At 68.5% G+C, this 17,638-nt stretch carries 16 protein-coding genes and 1 pseudogene; 5 read left to right on the forward strand and 12 right to left on the reverse strand.

Annotated elements, in window-relative coordinates:
* Nucleotides 1-191: 191 nt before the first annotated feature.
* Genes tyrS through dtd form a run of 4 tightly spaced genes read left to right on the forward strand, consistent with a single transcriptional unit; the run spans nucleotide 192 to nucleotide 3,153 of the window.
* Nucleotides 192-1,451 carry a tyrosine--tRNA ligase gene (gene tyrS / locus AC1DTW_RS16995; RefSeq protein ID WP_477982460.1) on the forward strand — a complete coding sequence of 420 codons (1,260 nt, stop codon included), beginning with the start codon at nucleotides 192-194 and terminating at the stop codon, nucleotides 1,449-1,451.
* Nucleotides 1,452-1,456: 5 nt separating this feature from the next.
* Nucleotides 1,457-1,822 (forward strand): DUF5329 family protein, encoded by a 366-nt coding sequence (locus AC1DTW_RS17000; protein ID WP_477982461.1) that lies wholly within the window; start codon nucleotides 1,457-1,459, stop codon nucleotides 1,820-1,822.
* Nucleotides 1,823-1,828: 6 nt separating this feature from the next.
* Nucleotides 1,829-2,716: a cation diffusion facilitator family transporter gene (locus AC1DTW_RS17005; protein ID WP_477982462.1), complete on the forward strand. Its 888-nt coding sequence runs from the start codon at nucleotides 1,829-1,831 to the stop codon at nucleotides 2,714-2,716.
* Nucleotides 2,713-3,153, forward strand: coding sequence for a D-aminoacyl-tRNA deacylase (gene dtd, locus AC1DTW_RS17010; RefSeq protein ID WP_477982463.1), 441 nt, complete (start codon nucleotides 2,713-2,715; stop codon nucleotides 3,151-3,153). Before AC1DTW_RS17005 ends, dtd begins: the two co-directional genes overlap by 4 nt.
* A 31-nt stretch (nucleotides 3,154-3,184) precedes the next feature.
* Here dtd and AC1DTW_RS17015 read toward each other — a convergent pair whose 3' ends face one another.
* From AC1DTW_RS17015 to AC1DTW_RS17060, 10 genes are all read right to left on the reverse strand, one after another.
* Nucleotides 3,185-4,156, reverse strand: a complete 972-nt coding sequence (locus tag AC1DTW_RS17015; protein ID WP_477982464.1) for a tripartite tricarboxylate transporter substrate-binding protein — start codon at nucleotides 4,154-4,156, stop codon at nucleotides 3,185-3,187.
* Nucleotides 4,157-4,301: 145 nt separating this feature from the next.
* Entirely contained in the window at nucleotides 4,302-5,576 is a 1,275-nt protein-coding gene (locus AC1DTW_RS17020; RefSeq protein ID WP_477982466.1) for a phenylacetate--CoA ligase family protein, read from the reverse strand.
* On the reverse strand, nucleotides 5,573-5,926 hold the full coding sequence (locus AC1DTW_RS17025) for an MmcQ/YjbR family DNA-binding protein (RefSeq protein WP_477982468.1): 354 nt from the start codon (nucleotides 5,924-5,926) through the stop codon (nucleotides 5,573-5,575). Before AC1DTW_RS17025 ends, AC1DTW_RS17020 begins: the two co-directional genes overlap by 4 nt.
* A gap of 2 nt (nucleotides 5,927-5,928) precedes the next feature.
* A complete protein-coding gene (locus AC1DTW_RS17030; RefSeq protein ID WP_477982469.1) occupies nucleotides 5,929-6,201 on the reverse strand; it encodes a hypothetical protein in 273 nt (90 codons plus the stop codon).
* 17 nt (nucleotides 6,202-6,218) lie between these two features.
* Nucleotides 6,219-7,040, reverse strand: a complete 822-nt coding sequence (locus AC1DTW_RS17035; protein ID WP_477982470.1) for an ABC transporter ATP-binding protein — start codon at nucleotides 7,038-7,040, stop codon at nucleotides 6,219-6,221.
* Between the two features lie 13 nt (nucleotides 7,041-7,053).
* Nucleotides 7,054-8,391 (reverse strand): ABC transporter substrate-binding protein, encoded by a 1,338-nt coding sequence (locus AC1DTW_RS17040; RefSeq protein ID WP_477982471.1) that lies wholly within the window; start codon nucleotides 8,389-8,391, stop codon nucleotides 7,054-7,056.
* A 59-nt stretch (nucleotides 8,392-8,450) separates the two neighbouring features.
* Nucleotides 8,451-9,527: a branched-chain amino acid ABC transporter permease gene (locus AC1DTW_RS17045; protein ID WP_477982472.1), complete on the reverse strand. Its 1,077-nt coding sequence runs from the start codon at nucleotides 9,525-9,527 to the stop codon at nucleotides 8,451-8,453.
* 4 nt (nucleotides 9,528-9,531) lie between these two features.
* A complete protein-coding gene (locus AC1DTW_RS17050; RefSeq protein WP_477982473.1) occupies nucleotides 9,532-10,461 on the reverse strand; it encodes a branched-chain amino acid ABC transporter permease in 930 nt (309 codons plus the stop codon).
* An 11-nt stretch (nucleotides 10,462-10,472) separates the two neighbouring features.
* Nucleotides 10,473-11,261, reverse strand: a complete 789-nt coding sequence (locus AC1DTW_RS17055) for an ABC transporter ATP-binding protein (RefSeq protein WP_477982474.1) — start codon at nucleotides 11,259-11,261, stop codon at nucleotides 10,473-10,475.
* On the reverse strand, nucleotides 11,262-13,208 hold the full coding sequence (locus AC1DTW_RS17060; RefSeq protein WP_477982475.1) for an AMP-dependent synthetase/ligase: 1,947 nt from the start codon (nucleotides 13,206-13,208) through the stop codon (nucleotides 11,262-11,264). It abuts the gene before it with no gap.
* Between the two features lie 120 nt (nucleotides 13,209-13,328).
* On the opposite strand from AC1DTW_RS17060, the gene AC1DTW_RS17065 reads away from it, so the two are divergent.
* The gene (locus AC1DTW_RS17065; RefSeq protein ID WP_477982476.1) at nucleotides 13,329-14,060 is read left to right on the forward strand and encodes a Crp/Fnr family transcriptional regulator; all 732 of its coding nucleotides are present in this window, start codon (nucleotides 13,329-13,331) and stop codon (nucleotides 14,058-14,060) included.
* 11 nt (nucleotides 14,061-14,071) lie between these two features.
* On the opposite strand, the gene AC1DTW_RS17070 is transcribed toward AC1DTW_RS17065, so the two are convergent.
* Entirely contained in the window at nucleotides 14,072-17,422 is a 3,351-nt protein-coding gene (locus AC1DTW_RS17070; RefSeq protein WP_477982477.1) for a S41 family peptidase, read from the reverse strand.
* 83 nt (nucleotides 17,423-17,505) lie between these two features.
* Nucleotides 17,506-17,610: pseudogene (locus AC1DTW_RS17075) on the reverse strand (PEP-CTERM sorting domain-containing protein); the annotation flags it as partial.
* Nucleotides 17,611-17,638: the final 28 nt, after the last annotated feature.

Below are 17,638 nucleotides of genomic sequence, written 5' to 3' on the forward strand. Positions count from 1 at the left end.
CGTGGCCGCGCACTTCGATCTTTTATCCCTAACACCCCGAAGGGCCTCTACTAGAATCCGGGGCGCTCGCCTCTGGGCAGACACCGACATCGCGTCTGGTTCGCAAGCTTCGCGAACCCGGCCAGGCGGGCCCACGAGAAGCCGCGAAGTATACCGACCCGGCCCCGCGCCAATCCCCGTAAAAGCCCCGTATGTCCCAGCCTTCCAGTCAAGCTTCAGCTTCCGCCCCGGCGGGCCCGGCGCACCCGGTGACAGATCGGGTGCGCGAGGCGATGGCGATCTCGCTGAGGGGCTGCGACGAACTGCTGCCGCAGGCCGACTGGCTGGCCAAGCTTGCCCGGTCAGAAGCAACCGGCGTGCCACTTCGGATCAAGTTCGGCCTGGACCCGACCGCGCCCGATCTGCACCTCGGCCACACGGTTGTGTTCAACAAGCTGCGCCAGCTCCAGGATCTGGGCCACACGGTGATTCCGCTGATCGGCGACTTCACATCGATGATCGGCGACCCGTCGGGCCGCAACACGACCCGCCCGCCGCTGACGCGCGAGCAGATCGAGGCCAATGCGAAGACCTACTTCGACCAGATCAGCCTCGTGCTCGACATCGATCGCGCCGAGGTTCGCTACAACTCCGAATGGAGCGACCGGCTCGGCGCGCGCGGCATGATCCAGCTCGCGTCGCGCTACACGGTCGCGCGGATGATGGAGCGCAACGACTTCCACGATCGCTTCAAGGCCGGCACGCCGATCAGCGTGCACGAGTTCCTGTACCCGCTGATGCAGGGCTACGACTCGGTGGCGCTCCGGTCCGACCTCGAGCTCGGCGGCACCGACCAGAAGTTCAACCTGCTGGTCGGGCGCGCGCTGCAGAGCGAATACGGCCAGGAGCCGCAGTGCATCCTGACGATGCCGCTGCTCGAGGGGCTGGACGGCGTCGAGAAGATGTCGAAGAGCAAGGGCAACTACATCGCGATCACCGAGCCGCCGAACGACATGTTCGCCAAGCTGCTGTCGATCAGCGACACGCTGATGTGGAAGTTCTTCACTTTGCTGAGCTTTCGGCCCGAGGCCGAGATTGCGCGCTTCAAGCAGGAAATCGCGGGCGGACGCAACCCGAAGGAAGTGAAGGTCCTGCTGGCCAAGGAGATCACGACCCGCTTCCACAGCGCCGCTGCCGCCGAAGCGGCCGAGCTCGACTTCAACCACCGCGCCCGCGGCGGCGTACCGGACGTGATCGACGCCGTGACGCTTGCCGGCGCCCCGCTGGGCATCGGCGCCGTGCTGAAACAGGCTAACCTTGCGCCATCGACGAGTGAGGCGCTGCGCCTGGTCGACGGCGGCGGGGTTCGGGTCGACGGTGCGGTCGTCGGCGACCGCGGCTTGAAACTCGGCGCCGGAATCTATGTCGTACAGGTGGGCAAGCGCAAGTTCGCGCGGGTGACGCTGGAGTGATCCACATGTTTCGCAGATGCTTTCTCGCGGGTCTCGCGTCTCTGATCGCGATCGGCGCGGCGGCGGCGCCGCCGCCCCAGGAGCAATCGCGGATCGACCGGCTGATCCATGCGGTCGAATCGCGCAAGGACATGACGTTCATCCGCAACGGCTCGGAGTACGACGCCGCCGATGCGGCCAGGTTCCTGCGCGGCAAGCTCGAGGCGATGGGCCGTGAGATCACCACGGCGCGCGAGTTCATCGAGCGCATTGCCAGCAAGTCCAGCATGAGCGGCGAGCCCTACCACGTGAAGTTCGCCGACGGCAAGACGATGCTCGCAAGCCAGTTTCTCGGCGAGGAGCTGAAGCGCATCGAGCGCCAGCCCGCCTAGCGGCGCGTGCAGGTCAAGACCCTCCTGAAGCTGTCGATCGCGGCGGCCGTCGCGACGATCGCGATGAAGACGGCCGCCTGGTGGATCACCGACTCGGTGGGTCTGCTGTCCGACGCGATGGAATCATTCGTGAACCTTGCGTCGGCGCTGTTCGCGCTGCTGATGGTCACGATCGCGCAGCGCCCGGCCGACGCGGATCACCCGTCCGGCCACACCAAGGCCGAGTACTTCTCGAGCGGCTTCGAGGGCCTGCTGATCGCCGCCGCGGCGGCCGGAATCATCTGGGCCGCGGTGCATCGTTTCGCGAACCCGCAGCCGCTTGCATCGCTCGGCTGGGGCCTCGCGCTGGCGGTGGCGAGTTCGGCGATCAACGGGCTGCTCGCGCATCGCATGATGGTCGCGTCGCGCGCGCACCGATCGATCGCGCTCGAGGCCGATGCGCGCCACCTGTACACCGATGTCTGGACCTCCGCCGGTGTCGTCGCCGGGCTCGCGCTGGTGCAGATGACAGGCTGGATCTGGCTCGATCCGGTGCTCGCGATCGGCGTCGCACTGAACATCCTGCGCGAGGGCGCGCACCTCGCGTGGCGTTCGGTCGAGGGCCTGATGGACAGCGCTGTCGAGCCCGACGTGCGCGCGCAGATCGATCGCACGCTGGCGCAGTTCGCGCATCCCACGATCCGCTTCGACCACCTCGTGACGCGCCGTGCCGGGCAGCGTCGCTTCGTCGACCTGCACATGCACATGCCCGCGAGCTGGACGCTCGGCCGCGCGGCGGCGCTGCGCACCGATGTCGAGCAGGCGCTGATGAGCGAGGTGCCGGGGCTGCGCGCGTCGATCCAGCTGCTGCCGTCGGATGTCGAAGCGCAGTTCGACGAGGCTGCAGATCGATGATCGCGGTCGTTCAGCGTGTCAGCCGCGCGCAGGTCAGCATCGCAGGCGCTGTGCGTGGCGCGATCGACCAAGGCTTGCTGGTGCTGGTCTGCGCCGAACCGGACGACAGCGACGCGATCGCCGACAGGCTCGTCCACAAGCTGCTGAAGCTGCGCATCTTCTCGGACGATCAGGGCAAGATGAATCGCAGCGTCGTCGATGTGTGCGGCGGCCTGTTGATCGTCAGCCAGTTCACGCTGGCCGCCGATCTCTCGGCCGGCAACCGGCCGAGCTTCACGGGCGCCGCACCGGCAGCGCTCGGGCGGCGGCTCTACGAGCGCGTGCTGGCGACCGCACGCGCGCTGCACCCGCAGGTCGCGTGTGGCGAGTTCGGGGCCGACATGCAGATCAGCCTGGTCAACGACGGGCCGGTGACGATCCCGATCACGCTGCGCTGAACGGAGCGCCCGGCGCTCGGCCCGCAGGCAGCTAGTCGGCGTACTGACCGGCGGCCTTGATGATCGGCCCCCATTTCGCGATCTCGGCCGCGACGAACTTCTTGTGCTCCTCGCCGCCCAGCCGCGCATCGGTCACGATCACCGCACCGAGCGCTTCTTCGCGTTTCGCGAACTCGGCATCCTTCAGCGCGGTGCGCAGCGAAGCGTTGATCTTGTCGGTGACGGCCTTCGGCGTGCCCTTCGGCGCGTACAGGCCGTGCCAGATCGTGACGTTGAAGCCCTTCAGCCCTGATTCGTCGAGCGTGGGCAGGTCTTTCAGTGCCGGCGTGCCCAGGCGCTTCGCGGTGGTCACGGCAAAGGCCTTCACGGCGTGCGAGGCGATCTGGCTCGTCGTGTTGGTCGTCTGGTCGCACATGATGTCGACCTGGCCGCCGAGCAGGTCGGTCATCGCCGGACCGGTGCCCTTGTAGGGCACGGTCTGCATGTCGATCTTCAGCGAGCTCTGGAACAGCAAGCCGCACAGATGCGAGGCTGCGCCGAGGCCGGCGTTCGCGAGGTTGATCTTGCCCTTGTTCGCCTCGAACCATTTCAGCAGCTCGGCGTAGTTCTTGGCCGGCAGCGTGGGGCGGCCGATCAGCGTCATCGGCACTTCGTTGACCATGCCGAGGTACTCGAAATCGCCCAACGTGTCGTAAGTCATCTTGCGGTACAGCGCCGGCGCGGTGCTCATGCCGATGTGGTGCAGCAGCAGCGTGTAGCCGTCGTTCGGCGACTTCGCGACCTTCGCGGCGCCGAGCGTGCCGCCGGCGCCACCGACGTTCTCGATGATGATGGACTGGCCGCCGAGCGGCTTGCGCAGCGCCTCGGCCAGGTCGCGCGCGACCTTGTCGGTCGGCCCGCCGGCCGCGAACGGCACGACGATCGTGATCGGCTTCTCGGGGTAGTCGGCCCAGGCCGGCGCGGTCAGGGCGGCCGCGAGCGCGGCGAGCAGAAGACGCTTCATGATGTGTTTCCCAAGCGATGAATAGGTGAGCGACGCGCGATTGTCCTGAACGTCGCGCGGGGTGCCATCGCGGAAAGTACTAGCAGCTCGCGGCGATCGAACACTGCGCTCGGCATGACCCTGCGCGCCGCATCGGGATCGCCGTTCAGTCGTAGCGGCGCGCGTCCTCGATCACCTTGCCGTCGTTCGGCAGACTGCCGATCGGGCACAGCACGACCTCGCCGCGCAGCTTCGTCAGCTCGCGCATCGACTCGCCGAGTCGCGCCGCCAGGCCCTCCGGCGCGCCCTCGGTCTCGGCGTGCAAGGTCATCGCGTCGTTCGCCATCTCGCCGCTGACGACGAGCCGCGCCTTGCGCACCTGCGGGTGGCGCCGCACGATCTCGGCGACCTGGGCCGGGTGCACGAACATGCCGCGCACTTTCGCGGTCTGGTCGGCGCGGCCCATCCAGCCCTTGATCCGCGCGTTGCTGCGGCCGGTCGGGCAGGTGCCCGGCAGCAGCGCCGACAGGTCGCCGGTGCCGAAGCGGATCAGCGGGTAGCCGGGGTTCAGCGCCGTCACGACGACCTCGCCGACCTCGCCGGCCGGCAGCACGTCGCCGGTCCCGGGCCGGACGATCTCGATGATCACGCCCTCGTCGAGGACCAGTCCCTCGCGCGACTCGGTCTCGTAGGCGATCAGCCCCAGGTCGGCGGTGCCGTAGCTCTGATAGGCGGTGATGCCGCGCGCCGCCAGCCAGTCGCGCAGGCTCGGCGGGAAGGCCTCGGCGCCGACCGAGGCCTTGATCAGCGTCGGCAGCGCGGTGCCGAGCTCGTCGGCCTTCTCGAGGATGATCCTCAGGAAGCTCGGCGTGCCGATGTAGGCCGCCGGTTTCAGGGTCGCGATGGCCTGCACCTGCTGCTCGGTCTGGCCGGTGCCGGCCGGGAACACCGTGCAGCCGAGCGCGAACGCGCCGCTCTCCATCATCGCGCCGGCCGGCGTGAAGTGGTAGCTGAAGCTGTTGTGCACCAGTTCGCCGGCGCGCAGGCCCGCGGCGAACAGCGCGCGCGCCATGCGCCAGTAGTCGGCCGCGCTGCCCTCGGGTTCGTGGATCGGGCCGGGCGACGCGAACACGCGCAGCGCGCGGTGCTGCGCCGGCGCGTTGCCCCAGCCCAGCGCCGAGAACCCGCCGAACACATCGGGCGCACCCGGGTCGCGCTGCCGCTCGAGCAGCTCGTGCTTGCGAATCACCGGCAGGCGGGCGAGCGTCTCGCGGCTCGTCACCTGCGACGCGTCGACCTCGGCCAGGCTGGCCGCGAATGCCGGCGCATGGGCCTTTGCGTGCGCGATCTGCAGCGGCAACGCGGCCATCAGCGCGGCCTCGCGCTGTGCGGCGGGGCGGATCTCGAGCGCGTCGTAGTGGACGCCGGCGATCGGGTTCATGGGTTCAGTTCCCGTTGCAGCTTCTTCGGCAGGCGCGCCAGCACGAGCGCGTGCGAGCGCCGGATCAGGTCGTTCAGCGCGGCCGTGCCGAGCGCGTGGCCGGGCTTGACCTGCACCCACTTCGCCCGCGCGAGGTAGGGCGCAGGGATCACGCCCGGCACGCCGGTGAGCTCGAGAAAGCGCTCGTCGTCGACCTTGAACGAGCAGCTCTGCGCGTGCTTCGCGGCGTCAAGCAGGAAGACGCAGAACATCTTCGCGCCGATCGAATACACGAGGTCGGCGCCCCACTTGACGTCTTCGGTGGCGCCGGCGAGTGCCGCGGCGACCCTGCGTTGTGCGTCGAAGTTCATGCTCAGTCTTCGTCGCTGCGCGCGGCGCGCCGCTTCGCGTCGTCGACCAGCTTGCGCTGGCCCGGCGGTGCATCGACCGGGTAGCGGTCGAAGCCGCTGCCGCCCGCCTTCTTCAGATCGGCCACGAGCGCACCGCCGTCGTCGTGGAAGTGGATGAACGCGCTGCCCTTCAGGTAGAAGATGCCGGGCTTCATTTCGCGCAGCCCCTTGATCTCGCGCAGCTGGCGCAGCAGCGGCAGCAGGCGGGCGAGGGCGGCTTCGTCGGCGTGGGCCATCGTGGGTTCTCCGTTTGTCAGGCGAGCCAGCGCTTGCGCCGCTTGTAGCTCTTCACGTCGCGGAAGCTCTTGCGCTCGCCGCCGTCCTTCTCCGACCCGCCGGTGCCGAGGTAGAACTCCTTGACGTCGGCGTTCTCGCGCAGCGAAGCGGCCTCGCCGTCCATCACGATGCGGCCGTTCTCGAGGATGTAGCCGTAGTCGGAATAGCGCAGCGCCATGTTCGTGTTCTGCTCGGCGAGCAGAAACGTCACCTGCTCGCGCGTGTTGAGATCCCTCACGATCTCGAACACCTCTTCGACGATCTGCGGCGCCAGCCCCATCGACGGCTCGTCCAGCAACACCATCTTCGGATTCGCCATCAGCGCCCGGCCGATCGCGCACATCTGCTGCTCGCCGCCCGAGGTGTATGCGGCCTGCGAGCTGCGCCGCGTCTTCAAGCGCGGGAAGTAGGCGTAGACCTTCTCGAGCGTCGCCGCGACCGCGGCCTTGCCGTCGCGGCGCGTGTAGGCGCCGGTCATCAGGTTCTCTTCGATCGTCAGGTGCGCAAAGCAGTGGCGGCCTTCCATCACCTGGATCACGCCGCGGTTCACCATCTCCGAAGTACCGAGGCGCTCGATGCGCTCGCCGCGCAACTCGATCGAGCCCTTCGTGACGGCGCCGCGCTCGCTTTTCAGCAGGTTGCTGACCGCGCGCAGGGTCGTCGTCTTGCCGGCGCCGTTGCCGCCCATCAACGCGACGATGCGGCCCTCGGGCACGCGCAGCGAAACCCCCTTCAGCACCAGGATCACATGGTTGTAGATGACCTCGATGCCGTTGACGTCGAGAAGGATCGAAGCCATCGTCATCTCGACCTCAGGACTGGCAGTCTTCGGGAGTGCGCCGGGTCAACTTCTTGTTGGCCGCGTACTTGTCGGCCGCCACCTTGACCATCGGCCGGATGATTTGCTCGTCGGCCTGCAGCCAGTCGGAGGTGAACACCCATTTCGTGCCGTCCCAGGTGTGCACACGAGCCCAGTTGGCGCCCAGGTGGTCGACGCAGCTGGTGCTGATCGGGCGCATCACGCCGGCAAAGCCGAGCGCGTCGAGCTTCTTCTGGTCCAGCGTCAGGTTCTCGAGGCCCCAGCGCACCTGCTCGCCGGTCATGACCTTGCCCTTGCCGAAGCGCTCCTGCGCGCGCCGTGCGCCTTCGACGCCGAGCATCGCCGACATCGCGCCGCGCATGTACAGCACCGTGCCCAGCTCCTCCTTCGGCCCGGTGCCCTGGCCCTTGGCGTGCACGAGCGTGGCGATGTCCTTCACGACCTTCGAGTTCGGCTCGGCGCCGTGCTGCATCGTCACTGCGTTGTAGCCCTTCGCGCCTTCGCCGATGTCCTTCACGTCGGGCTCGGCGCCGGCCCACCAGACGCCGTACATCTTCTCGCGCGCATAGCCGGTGGCCTGCGCCTCCTTGATGGCGGTGGAGTTCATCACGCCCCAGCCCCACAGGAGCACGTAGTCGGGCCGGCTCTGGCGAATCTGCAGCCAGGTCGACTTCTGCTCCGCGCCCGGCGCCGTCACCGGCAGCAGCTGCAGATCGAAGCCGAGCATCTTCGAGCGCTCGGTCAGCAGCGGGATCGGCTCCTTGCCGTACGGGCTGTCGTGGTAGACGAGCGCAATCTTCTTGCCCTTGAGCTTCGCCAGCCCGCCTTCCTTCTTGCCGATCTGCTGGATCAGCGCGTCGGCGGCGACCCAGTAGGTGCCGGCGAGCGGGAAGTTCCACTTGAAAACGCCGCCGTCCTGCGATTCGCTCAGGCCATAGCCCGCGGTGATCAAGGGAATCTTGTCGCCCGGCGCCTTTTCGGTCAGCGCGAAGGTGGCGCCGGTCGACAGCGGCTGGAACGCGGAGGCGCCGCCGTTCTTGCCCTTCAGCCGCTCGTAGCACTCGACGCTGCGCGCCGTGTCGTAACCCGTCTCGCACTCCTCGAAGGCGATCTTCACGCCGTTGATACCGCCCTGCGCATTGACGAGCTTCAGGTAGTCGACGAAGCCGTTGGCCCACGGCACGCCGTTCGGCGCGTAGGCCCCGGTGCGGTACGACAGCACCGGGAAGAATTGCTCCTTCGCCTGCGCGTAGGCAGCGGGCGCCGTGGCCAGCGCACCGAGGGTGGCGGCCGCGATCGCAACGGTTGCGGCATAGGCTTTGAGTTTCATGCTTGTCTCCAGAGGTGGAAGGGGCACTCGTCGGTGCGTGGTTGAATGCATTGCGCGGCTCAATGCGGGAACGGCCACAGGCGCAGCTTTTCCTTGGCCGTCGACCACAGGCGCGCCAGGCCGTGCGGCTCGACGATCAGGAAGAACACGATCAGCCCGCCGAAGATCATCAGCTCGGCGTGCGACGCGGTCGCGGTGTGCAGTTCGACCCCGAACACGCGGCCGAGCGCGGGCAGGAACTGGTTCAGGAAGATCGGCAGCACGACGATGAAGAACGCGCCGAAGAAGCTGCCCATGATCGAGCCGAGCCCGCCGATGATCACCATGAACAGCAGCTGGAACGAGCGGTCGATCGAGAACGCCGCAGGCTCCCAGGCGCCGAGGTAGACGAAGCCCCACAGCGCGCCCGCGACGCCGACCATGAACGAGCTCGCCGCGAACGCGGTCAGCTTCGCGTAGACCGGCCGGATGCCGATCACGGCGGCGGCGACGTCCATGTCGCGGATCGCCATCCACTCGCGGCCGATCGCGCCGCGCACCAGGTTCTTCGCGAGCAGCGCGAACACGCACACGATGCCGAGGCAGAACAGGTACTTCTGCACCGGCGACTCGACGGGCAAGCCGAACACCTGCAGCCCGGAGACATTGACCGAGCCCGACGGAGAATCGTTGGTGAACCAGTTGATGCGCAGAAAGGCCCAGTCGACGAAGAACTGCGCGGCCAGCGTCGCCACCGCGAGGTACAGGCCCTTGATGCGCAGCGACGGGATGCCGAACAGCACGCCGACGCCGGTGGCGCACAGCCCGCCGAGCAGCAGCGACGCGATCAGCGGCATGCCGTCGATGCGCACATGGAAGTTGTAGGCCGCGTAGGCGCCGACCGCCATGAACGCGCCGGTGCCGAGCGAGATCTGTCCGCAGTAGCCGACCAGGATGTTCAGACCGAGCGCGGCCAGCGACAGGATCAGAAACGGAATCAGGATCGCGCGCAGCAGGTACTCGTCGGCCGCGAACGGCACCGCGACGAACGCCGCGAGCAGCAGCAGCCCGATCACGATGCGATCCTGCAGGATCGGAAAGATCTGCTGGTCGGCGCGGTAGCTGGTCTTGAACTGACCGTTTTCTCTGTACAGCATGAGGTCAGACCCGATCGATGATCTTCTCGCCGAAGAGGCCCTGCGGCCTCACGAGAAGAAACAGCAAAGCCAGAACGTAGGCGAACCAGATCTCGATGCCGCCGCCGAGGAAGGGCCCGATGTAGACCTCCGACAGCTTCTCGCCGACCCCGATGATCAGCCCGCCGATGATCGCGCCGGGCACCGAGGTCAGGCCGCCGAGAATCACCACCGGCAAGGCCTTCAGCGCCACCAGCGAGAGCGAGAACTGCACGCCGAGCTTGCTGCCCCAGATCACGCCGGCGACCAGCGCGACGAAACCGGCCACCGACCAGACGATGATCCAGATGCGCCCGAGCGGGATGCCGATCGACTGCGCCGCCTGGTGATCGTCGGCGACCGCGCGCAACGCGCGCCCGGTCGCGGTCTTCTGGAAGAACAGCGCGAGCAGCGCGACCAGCGCCGCGGCGATCAGCGCGGCGTAGAGGTCCTCCAGGCCGATCAGGACGCCGCCTTCGAAGACCTTGTCGAGCAGCATCAGCGGCTCCTTGGGCATGCCGACGTCGATCTTGTAGATGTCCGAACCGAACAGGCTCTGGCCGAAGCCTTCGAGGAAGTAGGTGACGCCCAGGGTCGCCATCAGCAGCGTGATGCCTTCCTGGTTCACCAGCCTGCTCAGCACCAGGCGCTCGATCACCCAGGCCACGCCGATCATCACCAGCACGGCGGCCGCGAAGGCGAGCACGTTGGCGAGCAGCTTGTTGTCGAAGCCGAGCAGGTGGGGAATCCACTGCGAGAAGCGCGCCATCGCGAGCGCCGCGAACAGCACCATCGCGCCCTGCGCAAAGTTGAAGACGCCGCTGGCCTTGTAGATCAGCACGAAGCCGAGCGCGATCAGCGAATACAGCATCCCGGCCATCAGGCCGCCGAACAGGGTTTCGAGGAAGAATCCCATTGCGATAGGCGTCAGTGCGTGGTGCCGAGGTAGGCGCTGATCACGTCGGGATTGCTGCGCACCTCGTGCGGCGTGCCGTCGCCGATCTTCTTGCCGTAGTCGAGCACGACGACGCGGTCGGAGATGTCCATCACGACGCCCATGTCGTGCTCGATCAGCACGATCGTCGTGCCGAACTCGTCGTTGACGTCGAGGATGAAGCGGCTCATGTCCTGCTTCTCCTCGACGTTCATGCCGGCCATCGGCTCGTCGAGCAGCAGCACCTGCGGCTCCATCGCGAGCGCGCGGCCGAGGTCGACGCGCTTTTGCAGCCCGTACGGCATCTTGCCGACCGGCGTCTTGCGGTAGGGCTGGATCTCGAGGAAATCGATGATGCGTTCGACGACCAGGCGTTGCGCGGTCTCTTCGCGCTCGGCGGCGCCCCAGCGGATCGCCTGCTGGAACAGGTTCGTCTTCATCTTCAGGTTGCGCCCGGTCATGATGTTGTCGAGCACGCTCATGCCCTTGAACAGCGCCAGGTTCTGGAACGTGCGCGCCAGGCCCATCTCGGCGACCTGGCGCGAGTTCATGTGCCTGAAGGTCTGGCCGCGAAACGTGATCGAACCCTGCTGCGGCTGGTAGACGCCGTTGATGCAGTTCAGCATCGAGCTCTTGCCCGCGCCGTTCGGGCCGATGATCGCGCGGATCTCGTGCTCCTTCACGTCGAAGCTGATGTCGGTCAGCGCCTTCACGCCGCCGAACGCGAGGCTGATGTTCCTGACCTCGAGGATCACGTCGCCGGTCTTGCGGACGCCGCTCATCTAGGCGGCCTTCTTCACGGCCGGGAACACCTTCGTGTCGACGATCGCAAGGTCGGCCGAGACGACGCCGCTGCGCCCATCCTCGAACTTGACCTGGGTCTCGATGAACTGGTGCGTCTTGCCGCCGTACAGCGCATCGACCAGCACCTGGTAGCGCTCGGCGATGAAGCCGCGCCGGACCTTGCGCGTGCGCGTCAGTTCGCCGTCGTCGGCGTCGAGTTCCTTGTGCAGGATCAGGAAGCGGCTGATCTGCGAGCCGGCCAGCTTCTCGTCGACCGCGAGGTCGGCGTTGACCTTCTCGACGCACTCGCGGATCAGCTCGTAGACCTCCGGCTTCTGTGCCAGGTCGGTGTAGCCCGCGTAGGGCAGGTTGCGCCGTTCGGCCCAGTTGCCGACCGCCTCGAAGTCGATGTTGATGAAGGCACAGACGGTCGCGCGCCGGTCGCCGATCGCGACCGCCTCCTTGATGTGCGGGAAGAACTTCAGCTTGTTCTCGACATACTTGGGCGCGAACATCGCGCCGTCGTTCGCACCGCCCTCGATGCGGCCGACATCCTTCGCGCGATCGATGATCTTCAGGTGCCCGCCGGCATCGAGGAAGCCGGCGTCGCCGGTGTGGTACCAGCCCTCGGCGGTCAGCACCTCGGCGGTCGCGGCCGGGTTGCGGTAGTACTCGCGCAGCAGCCCCGGCGACTTGACGAGGATCTCGCCGGCTTCGGTCAGCCTGATCTCCACGCCTTCGATCGGCACGCCGACGGTGTCGGCGCGCGCTTCGTGGTCGGGCTGCAGGCAGACGAACACCGCGGTCTCGGTCGAGCCGTAGAGCTGCTTCAGGTTGATGCCGATCGAGCGGTAGAACGTGAACAGATCCGGGCCGATCGCTTCGCCGGCGGTGTACGCGACGCGCACCCGCGACAGGCCCAGCGTGTTGCGCAGCGGCCCGTAGATCGCGCATCTGCCGATCGCGTAATGCAGGCGGTCGAGCGCGCCCACCGCCCGGCCATCCATCAGCCGCGGGCCGACGCGCCGGGCCACGTCCATGAAGTGCCGGAACAGCCACTTCTTGATCGCGCCGGCGTCTTCCATCCGGATCATCACCGTCGTCAGCAGCCCCTCGAAGATCCGCGGCGGCGCGAAGTAGTAGGTCGGCCCGATGTCGTTCAGGTCGATGCTGACCGTCGCCGCCGACTCGGGGCAGTTCACGACGTAGCCGCAGGCCAGCCACTGCGCGTACGAGAAGATGTTCTGGCCGATCCACGCCGGCGGCAGGTAGGCGAGCACTTCCTCGGCGTGCGTCAGCTTGTCGAAACGCGCGCCGGCCTGGGCGCGGTCGATCAGGGTCATGTGGGTGTGGACGACGCCCTTCGGGTTGCCGGTCGTGCCCGAGGTGAAGAACATCGCGGCGACGTCGTCGGGCCGGGTCTTCTCGACCTCGGCATCGAACAGACCGGGATTCGCCGCGTTGAATGCGCGGCCGGCGGCGATCAGCGCATCGAGCGGCGCGAGGCCCGGCTCGCGGTAGTGGCGCAGCCCGCGCGGGTCGTCGAACCAGAGGCTTCTCAACTGCGGGCACTGCTCGCGCACTTCGAGCATCTTGTCGACCTGCTCCTGGTCTTCGACGATCGCGAACGCGACCGCGGCATTGGTGATCGGGAAGACGAACTCGGTCGCGGCGGCGTCCTGGTACAGCGGCACCGGAATCGCGCCGAGCGATTGCGCGGCGAGCATGCACGCGTACAGGCGTGGCCGGTTCTCGCCGATCACGACCAGGTGCTCGCCGCGCTGCAGCCCGGCCTCGTGCAGCCCGCAGGCGAGCTCGCGCACGAGCGTGGCGAGCGCGCTCCAGGTCAGCGTCTGCCAGATGCCGAATTCCTTCTCGCGCAGTGCCGCGGCGTTCGGGCGCTGGGCCGCGTGTTCGAGCATCAGGCGGGTGAAGGTGGTGGGCACGGAGCGTCTCCGGGGGTCGGCATGCGAGGCAGGCCTGGATGCGAATGTAGAAACATGTTTGACGCCACGTTGTCGTTCTGACGACAATCCTAGGGTCAGTCCCCTCGGGTGTTTCCCTCGATGAACTCCGCCGTTGTCGCGACCGCTTCTGTCACCCAGGCGCCGCTCTACCAGCGCGCCCGAGCACCGAACAGCGCCGAGCTCGCCGATATCCCGTGGCTGCCCGCGCTCGACCGCGAGGAGCGCGCCGCCGCGGTCGCGGACCTGAAGGTCGTGCGCGTCGCGACCGGCGAGTTGCTGTGCCGGGTCGGCCGGCCGGTGACCTACTGGTTCGGCGTGATCGACGGTTTCCTGAAGATGAGCAACGACAGCGGGCTCGGCATCCCGATCACCTTCACCGGGCTGCCGCCGGGCGGCTGGTTCGGCGAGGGCACCGTGATCAAGCGCGAGGTCTATCGCTACAACATCCAGGCCGTGCGCACGAGCCTGGTCGCCGGCCTGAGCGTCGCGACCTTCCACTGGCTGCTCGACCGCAGCATCCCGTTCAATCGCTTCGTGATCCAGCAATTGAACGAGCGCCTCGGCCAGTTCATCGGCGCGCGCGAGACCGACCGGATGATCGATGTCGACGCGCGCGTCGCGCGCAGTCTCGGCGCGCTGTTCCATCCGGTGCTGTACCCCGGTGTCGGCGGGCTGCTGCGCATCACGCAGCAGGAGCTGGGCTACCTGATCGGGCTGTCACGCCAACGCGTCAACCAGGCGCTGAATTCGCTGCAGGACAAGGGCCTGATCCGGATCGAGTACGGCGGCGTCAGCGTGCTCGATCTGGAAGGGCTGCGGCGGATCGGCTGAACGATCGGCGATCAGCGCGGCGGCGCGACCGGCACCGGCACCGGCTCCTCGAGCAGCCGACGCTGCAGGTGCTCGATCGCCGCGTCGAGTTGCGCATCGCCGCCATTGAAGCTGGCGCGCGGCGGATTTTCGACCTCGATGTCCGGTGTCACGCCCTTGCCCTCGACCAGCCAGGCGCCGTCGAGTGCGAACTGTGCCGATTCGGCCGCGCGCATCAGGCCGTTGTCTTCGAGGCGGTTGCGGTCGGAGAGCCAGACGCCGGCGCCCGAGCTGCGCTTGCCGATCAGTGCGCCGAGCTTCAGGCGCTTGACGCCCTCGGCGAAGGTCTCGCCATCGGAGTAGGTGTCCTCATTGATCAGCACCGCGAGATGCCCGCGGAACGCGCTCTGCATGTTCGGGTACGGCCTCGACCCTTCGGGCGAGCGACGCTGCCAGAAGGCCCACGCGCGGCGCATCAGCTTCTCGATCACCCAGCTGTCGATGTTGCCGCCGTTGTTGCCGCGCACGTCGATGATCAGGCCATCACGCTCGACGTTCGCATAGAACTCGCGCGCGAAGGTCGCGATGTCGCCGGAGCCCATCGCGCGCAGGCGCAGGTAGCCGATGCGGCCGGCGCCGAGCGCCTGCACGCGTTCTGCGCGACCGGCCTCCCAGTCGCCCGTCGCGAGTTGGCGCTCGCGCGTCGCGTCGACCGGCGTGACGACGACCTCGCGCGGCTGGGCCGCATCGCGCTTCAGGCTCAACAGCATCTGGCGCCCGGCCTGGCCCCGCAGCAGCTCCGACAGGTCGGCGACCGCGCGCGTCGGCCGCCCGTTGACCGCGGTGATCACGTCGCCGCTGGCGACGCGCGCCTGCGCCAGCGGCGCGGCTTCGGACGGCAGTTCCGGGTCGCTGCGGTAGACCTGCTCGACGCGAAAGCCCTCGGCAACCTTCACGACCCGCGCGCCCAGGCCGGCCGCGCCGATCTCGTCGGGCCCATCGCGCAGATCGCGCGTGTAGACCTGGCTGTGCAGCGTGTGCAGTTCGCTGACCATCTGCGCGAGCAACTCGTTGAGCTCGGCGCGATCGGTCACGCGCGCGAGCAGCGGCTCGTACTTCCGGCGCGCGCCGGTCCAGTCGACACCGAGCATCTTCGCGTCGTAGAAGTAGTCGCGGTGCAGGCGCCACGCGTCGTTGAACATCTGCCGCCATTCGGCGCGCGGGTCGGCCGCGATCGCCCAGTCGGTCCAGTTGACCTTGCTCTTGGCGACGTCGGACGGCAGCTTCGCGCCGGTGTCGACGAGCAGGATGTCGCCGGCGTCGTCGCCTCGCGTGCTGCGCACCAGCATCAACTTCTTGCCGTCGGGCGTGATCTCGAAGTCCTTCGTCTCGGCGGCGAACAATTCGGGCTGCGGGCCGGTGTTCTCGATCGCGAGGCTGCGCAGGCTCTTGCGGCGCTCGGGCGTGCTCTCGGCCTCGAGCAGGTACAGGCGCTTGCCGTCGGTGCCGAGCTTGTCGTAGTTGCCGGCGGCCAGCGGCACCTCGAACAGGCGCTGCGCCAGCCCGTCGGTCACGATCGGCGGCAACGGGCCGGCGGGCTTCGCGGCCGGGGCCGGTGGCTTGGTCTGCACGGTGACCGAGGCCGATGCGGCGCCGGCGGGCGCGTTGACGACGGCCGTTGCGGTTGTCGTCGGCCCGGGCTCGGGGCGCGGCGCAGCCGGCGCGAGCTCGTCTTGCGGCTGGAACGGGAAGCGCGTGCCCGGCTGCAGCGCGAGCGCGTAGACCTTGGCCCGGCGATCGAAGTACGGTCCCATGTTGCGATCGCCCCAGGGGCTGCGGTTCAGCGACGCGAAGCTGCGCTCGGAGAGGAAGTACAGCCACTTGCCGTCGGGCGTGAACGCCGGTGAGCCGCTGTCGTAGCGGTCGCTGCTCAGCACATGCAGCGCTGCGTCGGCGATCGTGAACAGCATCAGCTGATCACGCGGGCCTGTGGCCAAGGGGCGCGCGAACGCGAGCGCATGGCTGTCGGGTGACCAGGCGACGAACGGCTCGCCGGCCGCGCGCGGCGCGTCGATCACCCGGCTCGCACCGCCGCCCGCCGGGGTCAGCGCGGTCAGCGTGAGCCGGGCGTTCTGGTCGAAGTGCGCGAGCCATTTGCCGTCGGGCGACGGGAACAACGCGAGCCGCAGCGTCGTCGCCCCCTGCGTGATCTGCACTGGCGTGCCGCTGCCGTTGGCAGCAAAGCGCCAGACCTCGATCTCGCCGCTGCTGTCGCAGAGCGCGAACACGTCGCGGCTGTCGCGGCTGAACGCGGCCTCGCGGCAGCGCGCCCCGGCCGGCACCGGCAGCTCGGCGCGGCGTAGTGCTGCGACGCCTTGCGTCGCCACGTGGCCGCGCACCGTCAGCGCGACGCGCTCGCCGTTCGGTGCGAGGTGGGCCGCCGAGAGGTAGCGCTGCGGCGCCTTGACCCAGCGCGTGCGCTGCTGGTCGAAGTCGCCGCCGAGCGAAACGGACAGCAGGCGGTCGATGTCGGTCGCGAGATCGATCAGGTGCAGGTCGGCGCCGAGCGCGTAGACCACGCGGCGGCCGTCGATCGACGCATGGCGGATGTCCCAGCCAACGTGGCGCGTGTGCTGGCGTGCGTCGAGACCTTGCGCGGTCACCGACCACAGGTTCAGCGTGCCGTCGCTGTCCGACAGGAACGCGACACGGGCCTCGCCTTGTGCCGTGACGTAGGGCATCGGCCGGCGCGCGTTGGCGTCGGCGTCGACGAGCGGGCGCGCCTCGGCGTTCGAATCGAGCGGCAGCGCCCACAGGCGCGCCATCGCGCCGCCGCGGTACGCGCGCACGTTGTCGCCGCGCAGGCCGCTGCGCGTGAAGTAGAGCGTCTTGCCGTCGGCGCTGAGCGCGCCGTCGCTGGCCTGGCCGACGGGCAGCGCGCGGCGCGCCTGCGTGGCGGGGTCGAGGGCGTAGAGCTGCGTGTCGGGCTGGCCATTCGCGGCCGGCGCGGTGACGAGAACCTCGCCGTTCGGCGTCCAGCCCATCACCAGCACGGTCTGCCCGCCCCACGTGAGGCGTTTCGGCACGCCGCCGTCGACCGCCATCACGTAGGCCTCGGTCGGGCCCTCGTAGGCGCCGGTGAACGCGAGCCAGCGGCCGTCCGGCGAGACCGCGGGGCGGGTCTCGTACGCCGGGTGCGTCGTGATGCGTTCGGCCCGGCCGCCGCCGGTGCCGACACGCCAGAGGTCGCCCTCGGCGGTGAACCAGACGCGCTCGCCGTGCAGCGACGGGAAGCGATAGAAGCCGTTGACCTGGGCGAAGGCGAAGCCGCCGGTGAGCGCCAGCGCGAAGCCGAGGATCAGGGAACGGGTCGGATGGCGCATGAGTGGCGGCAGGCGGGCACGCCTCGTGAGCGCGGAGCCTGCATTCTCCACGGCCGGCGCCGGCCGACCCATCCCTGAAAGCGTCAGCCGTTGGCGCGGTGCGTGCGCCGGCGCGTGGCGACAAAGCCGATCGCGCCGAGGCCGCCGAGCAGCATCGCGTAGGTTCCGGGCTCGGGGACGGCAGTGACGGGGCTCAGCTGCAGGTTGCTGAACTGA

The organism is Rhizobacter sp. P5_A1, from assembly GCF_056400745.1.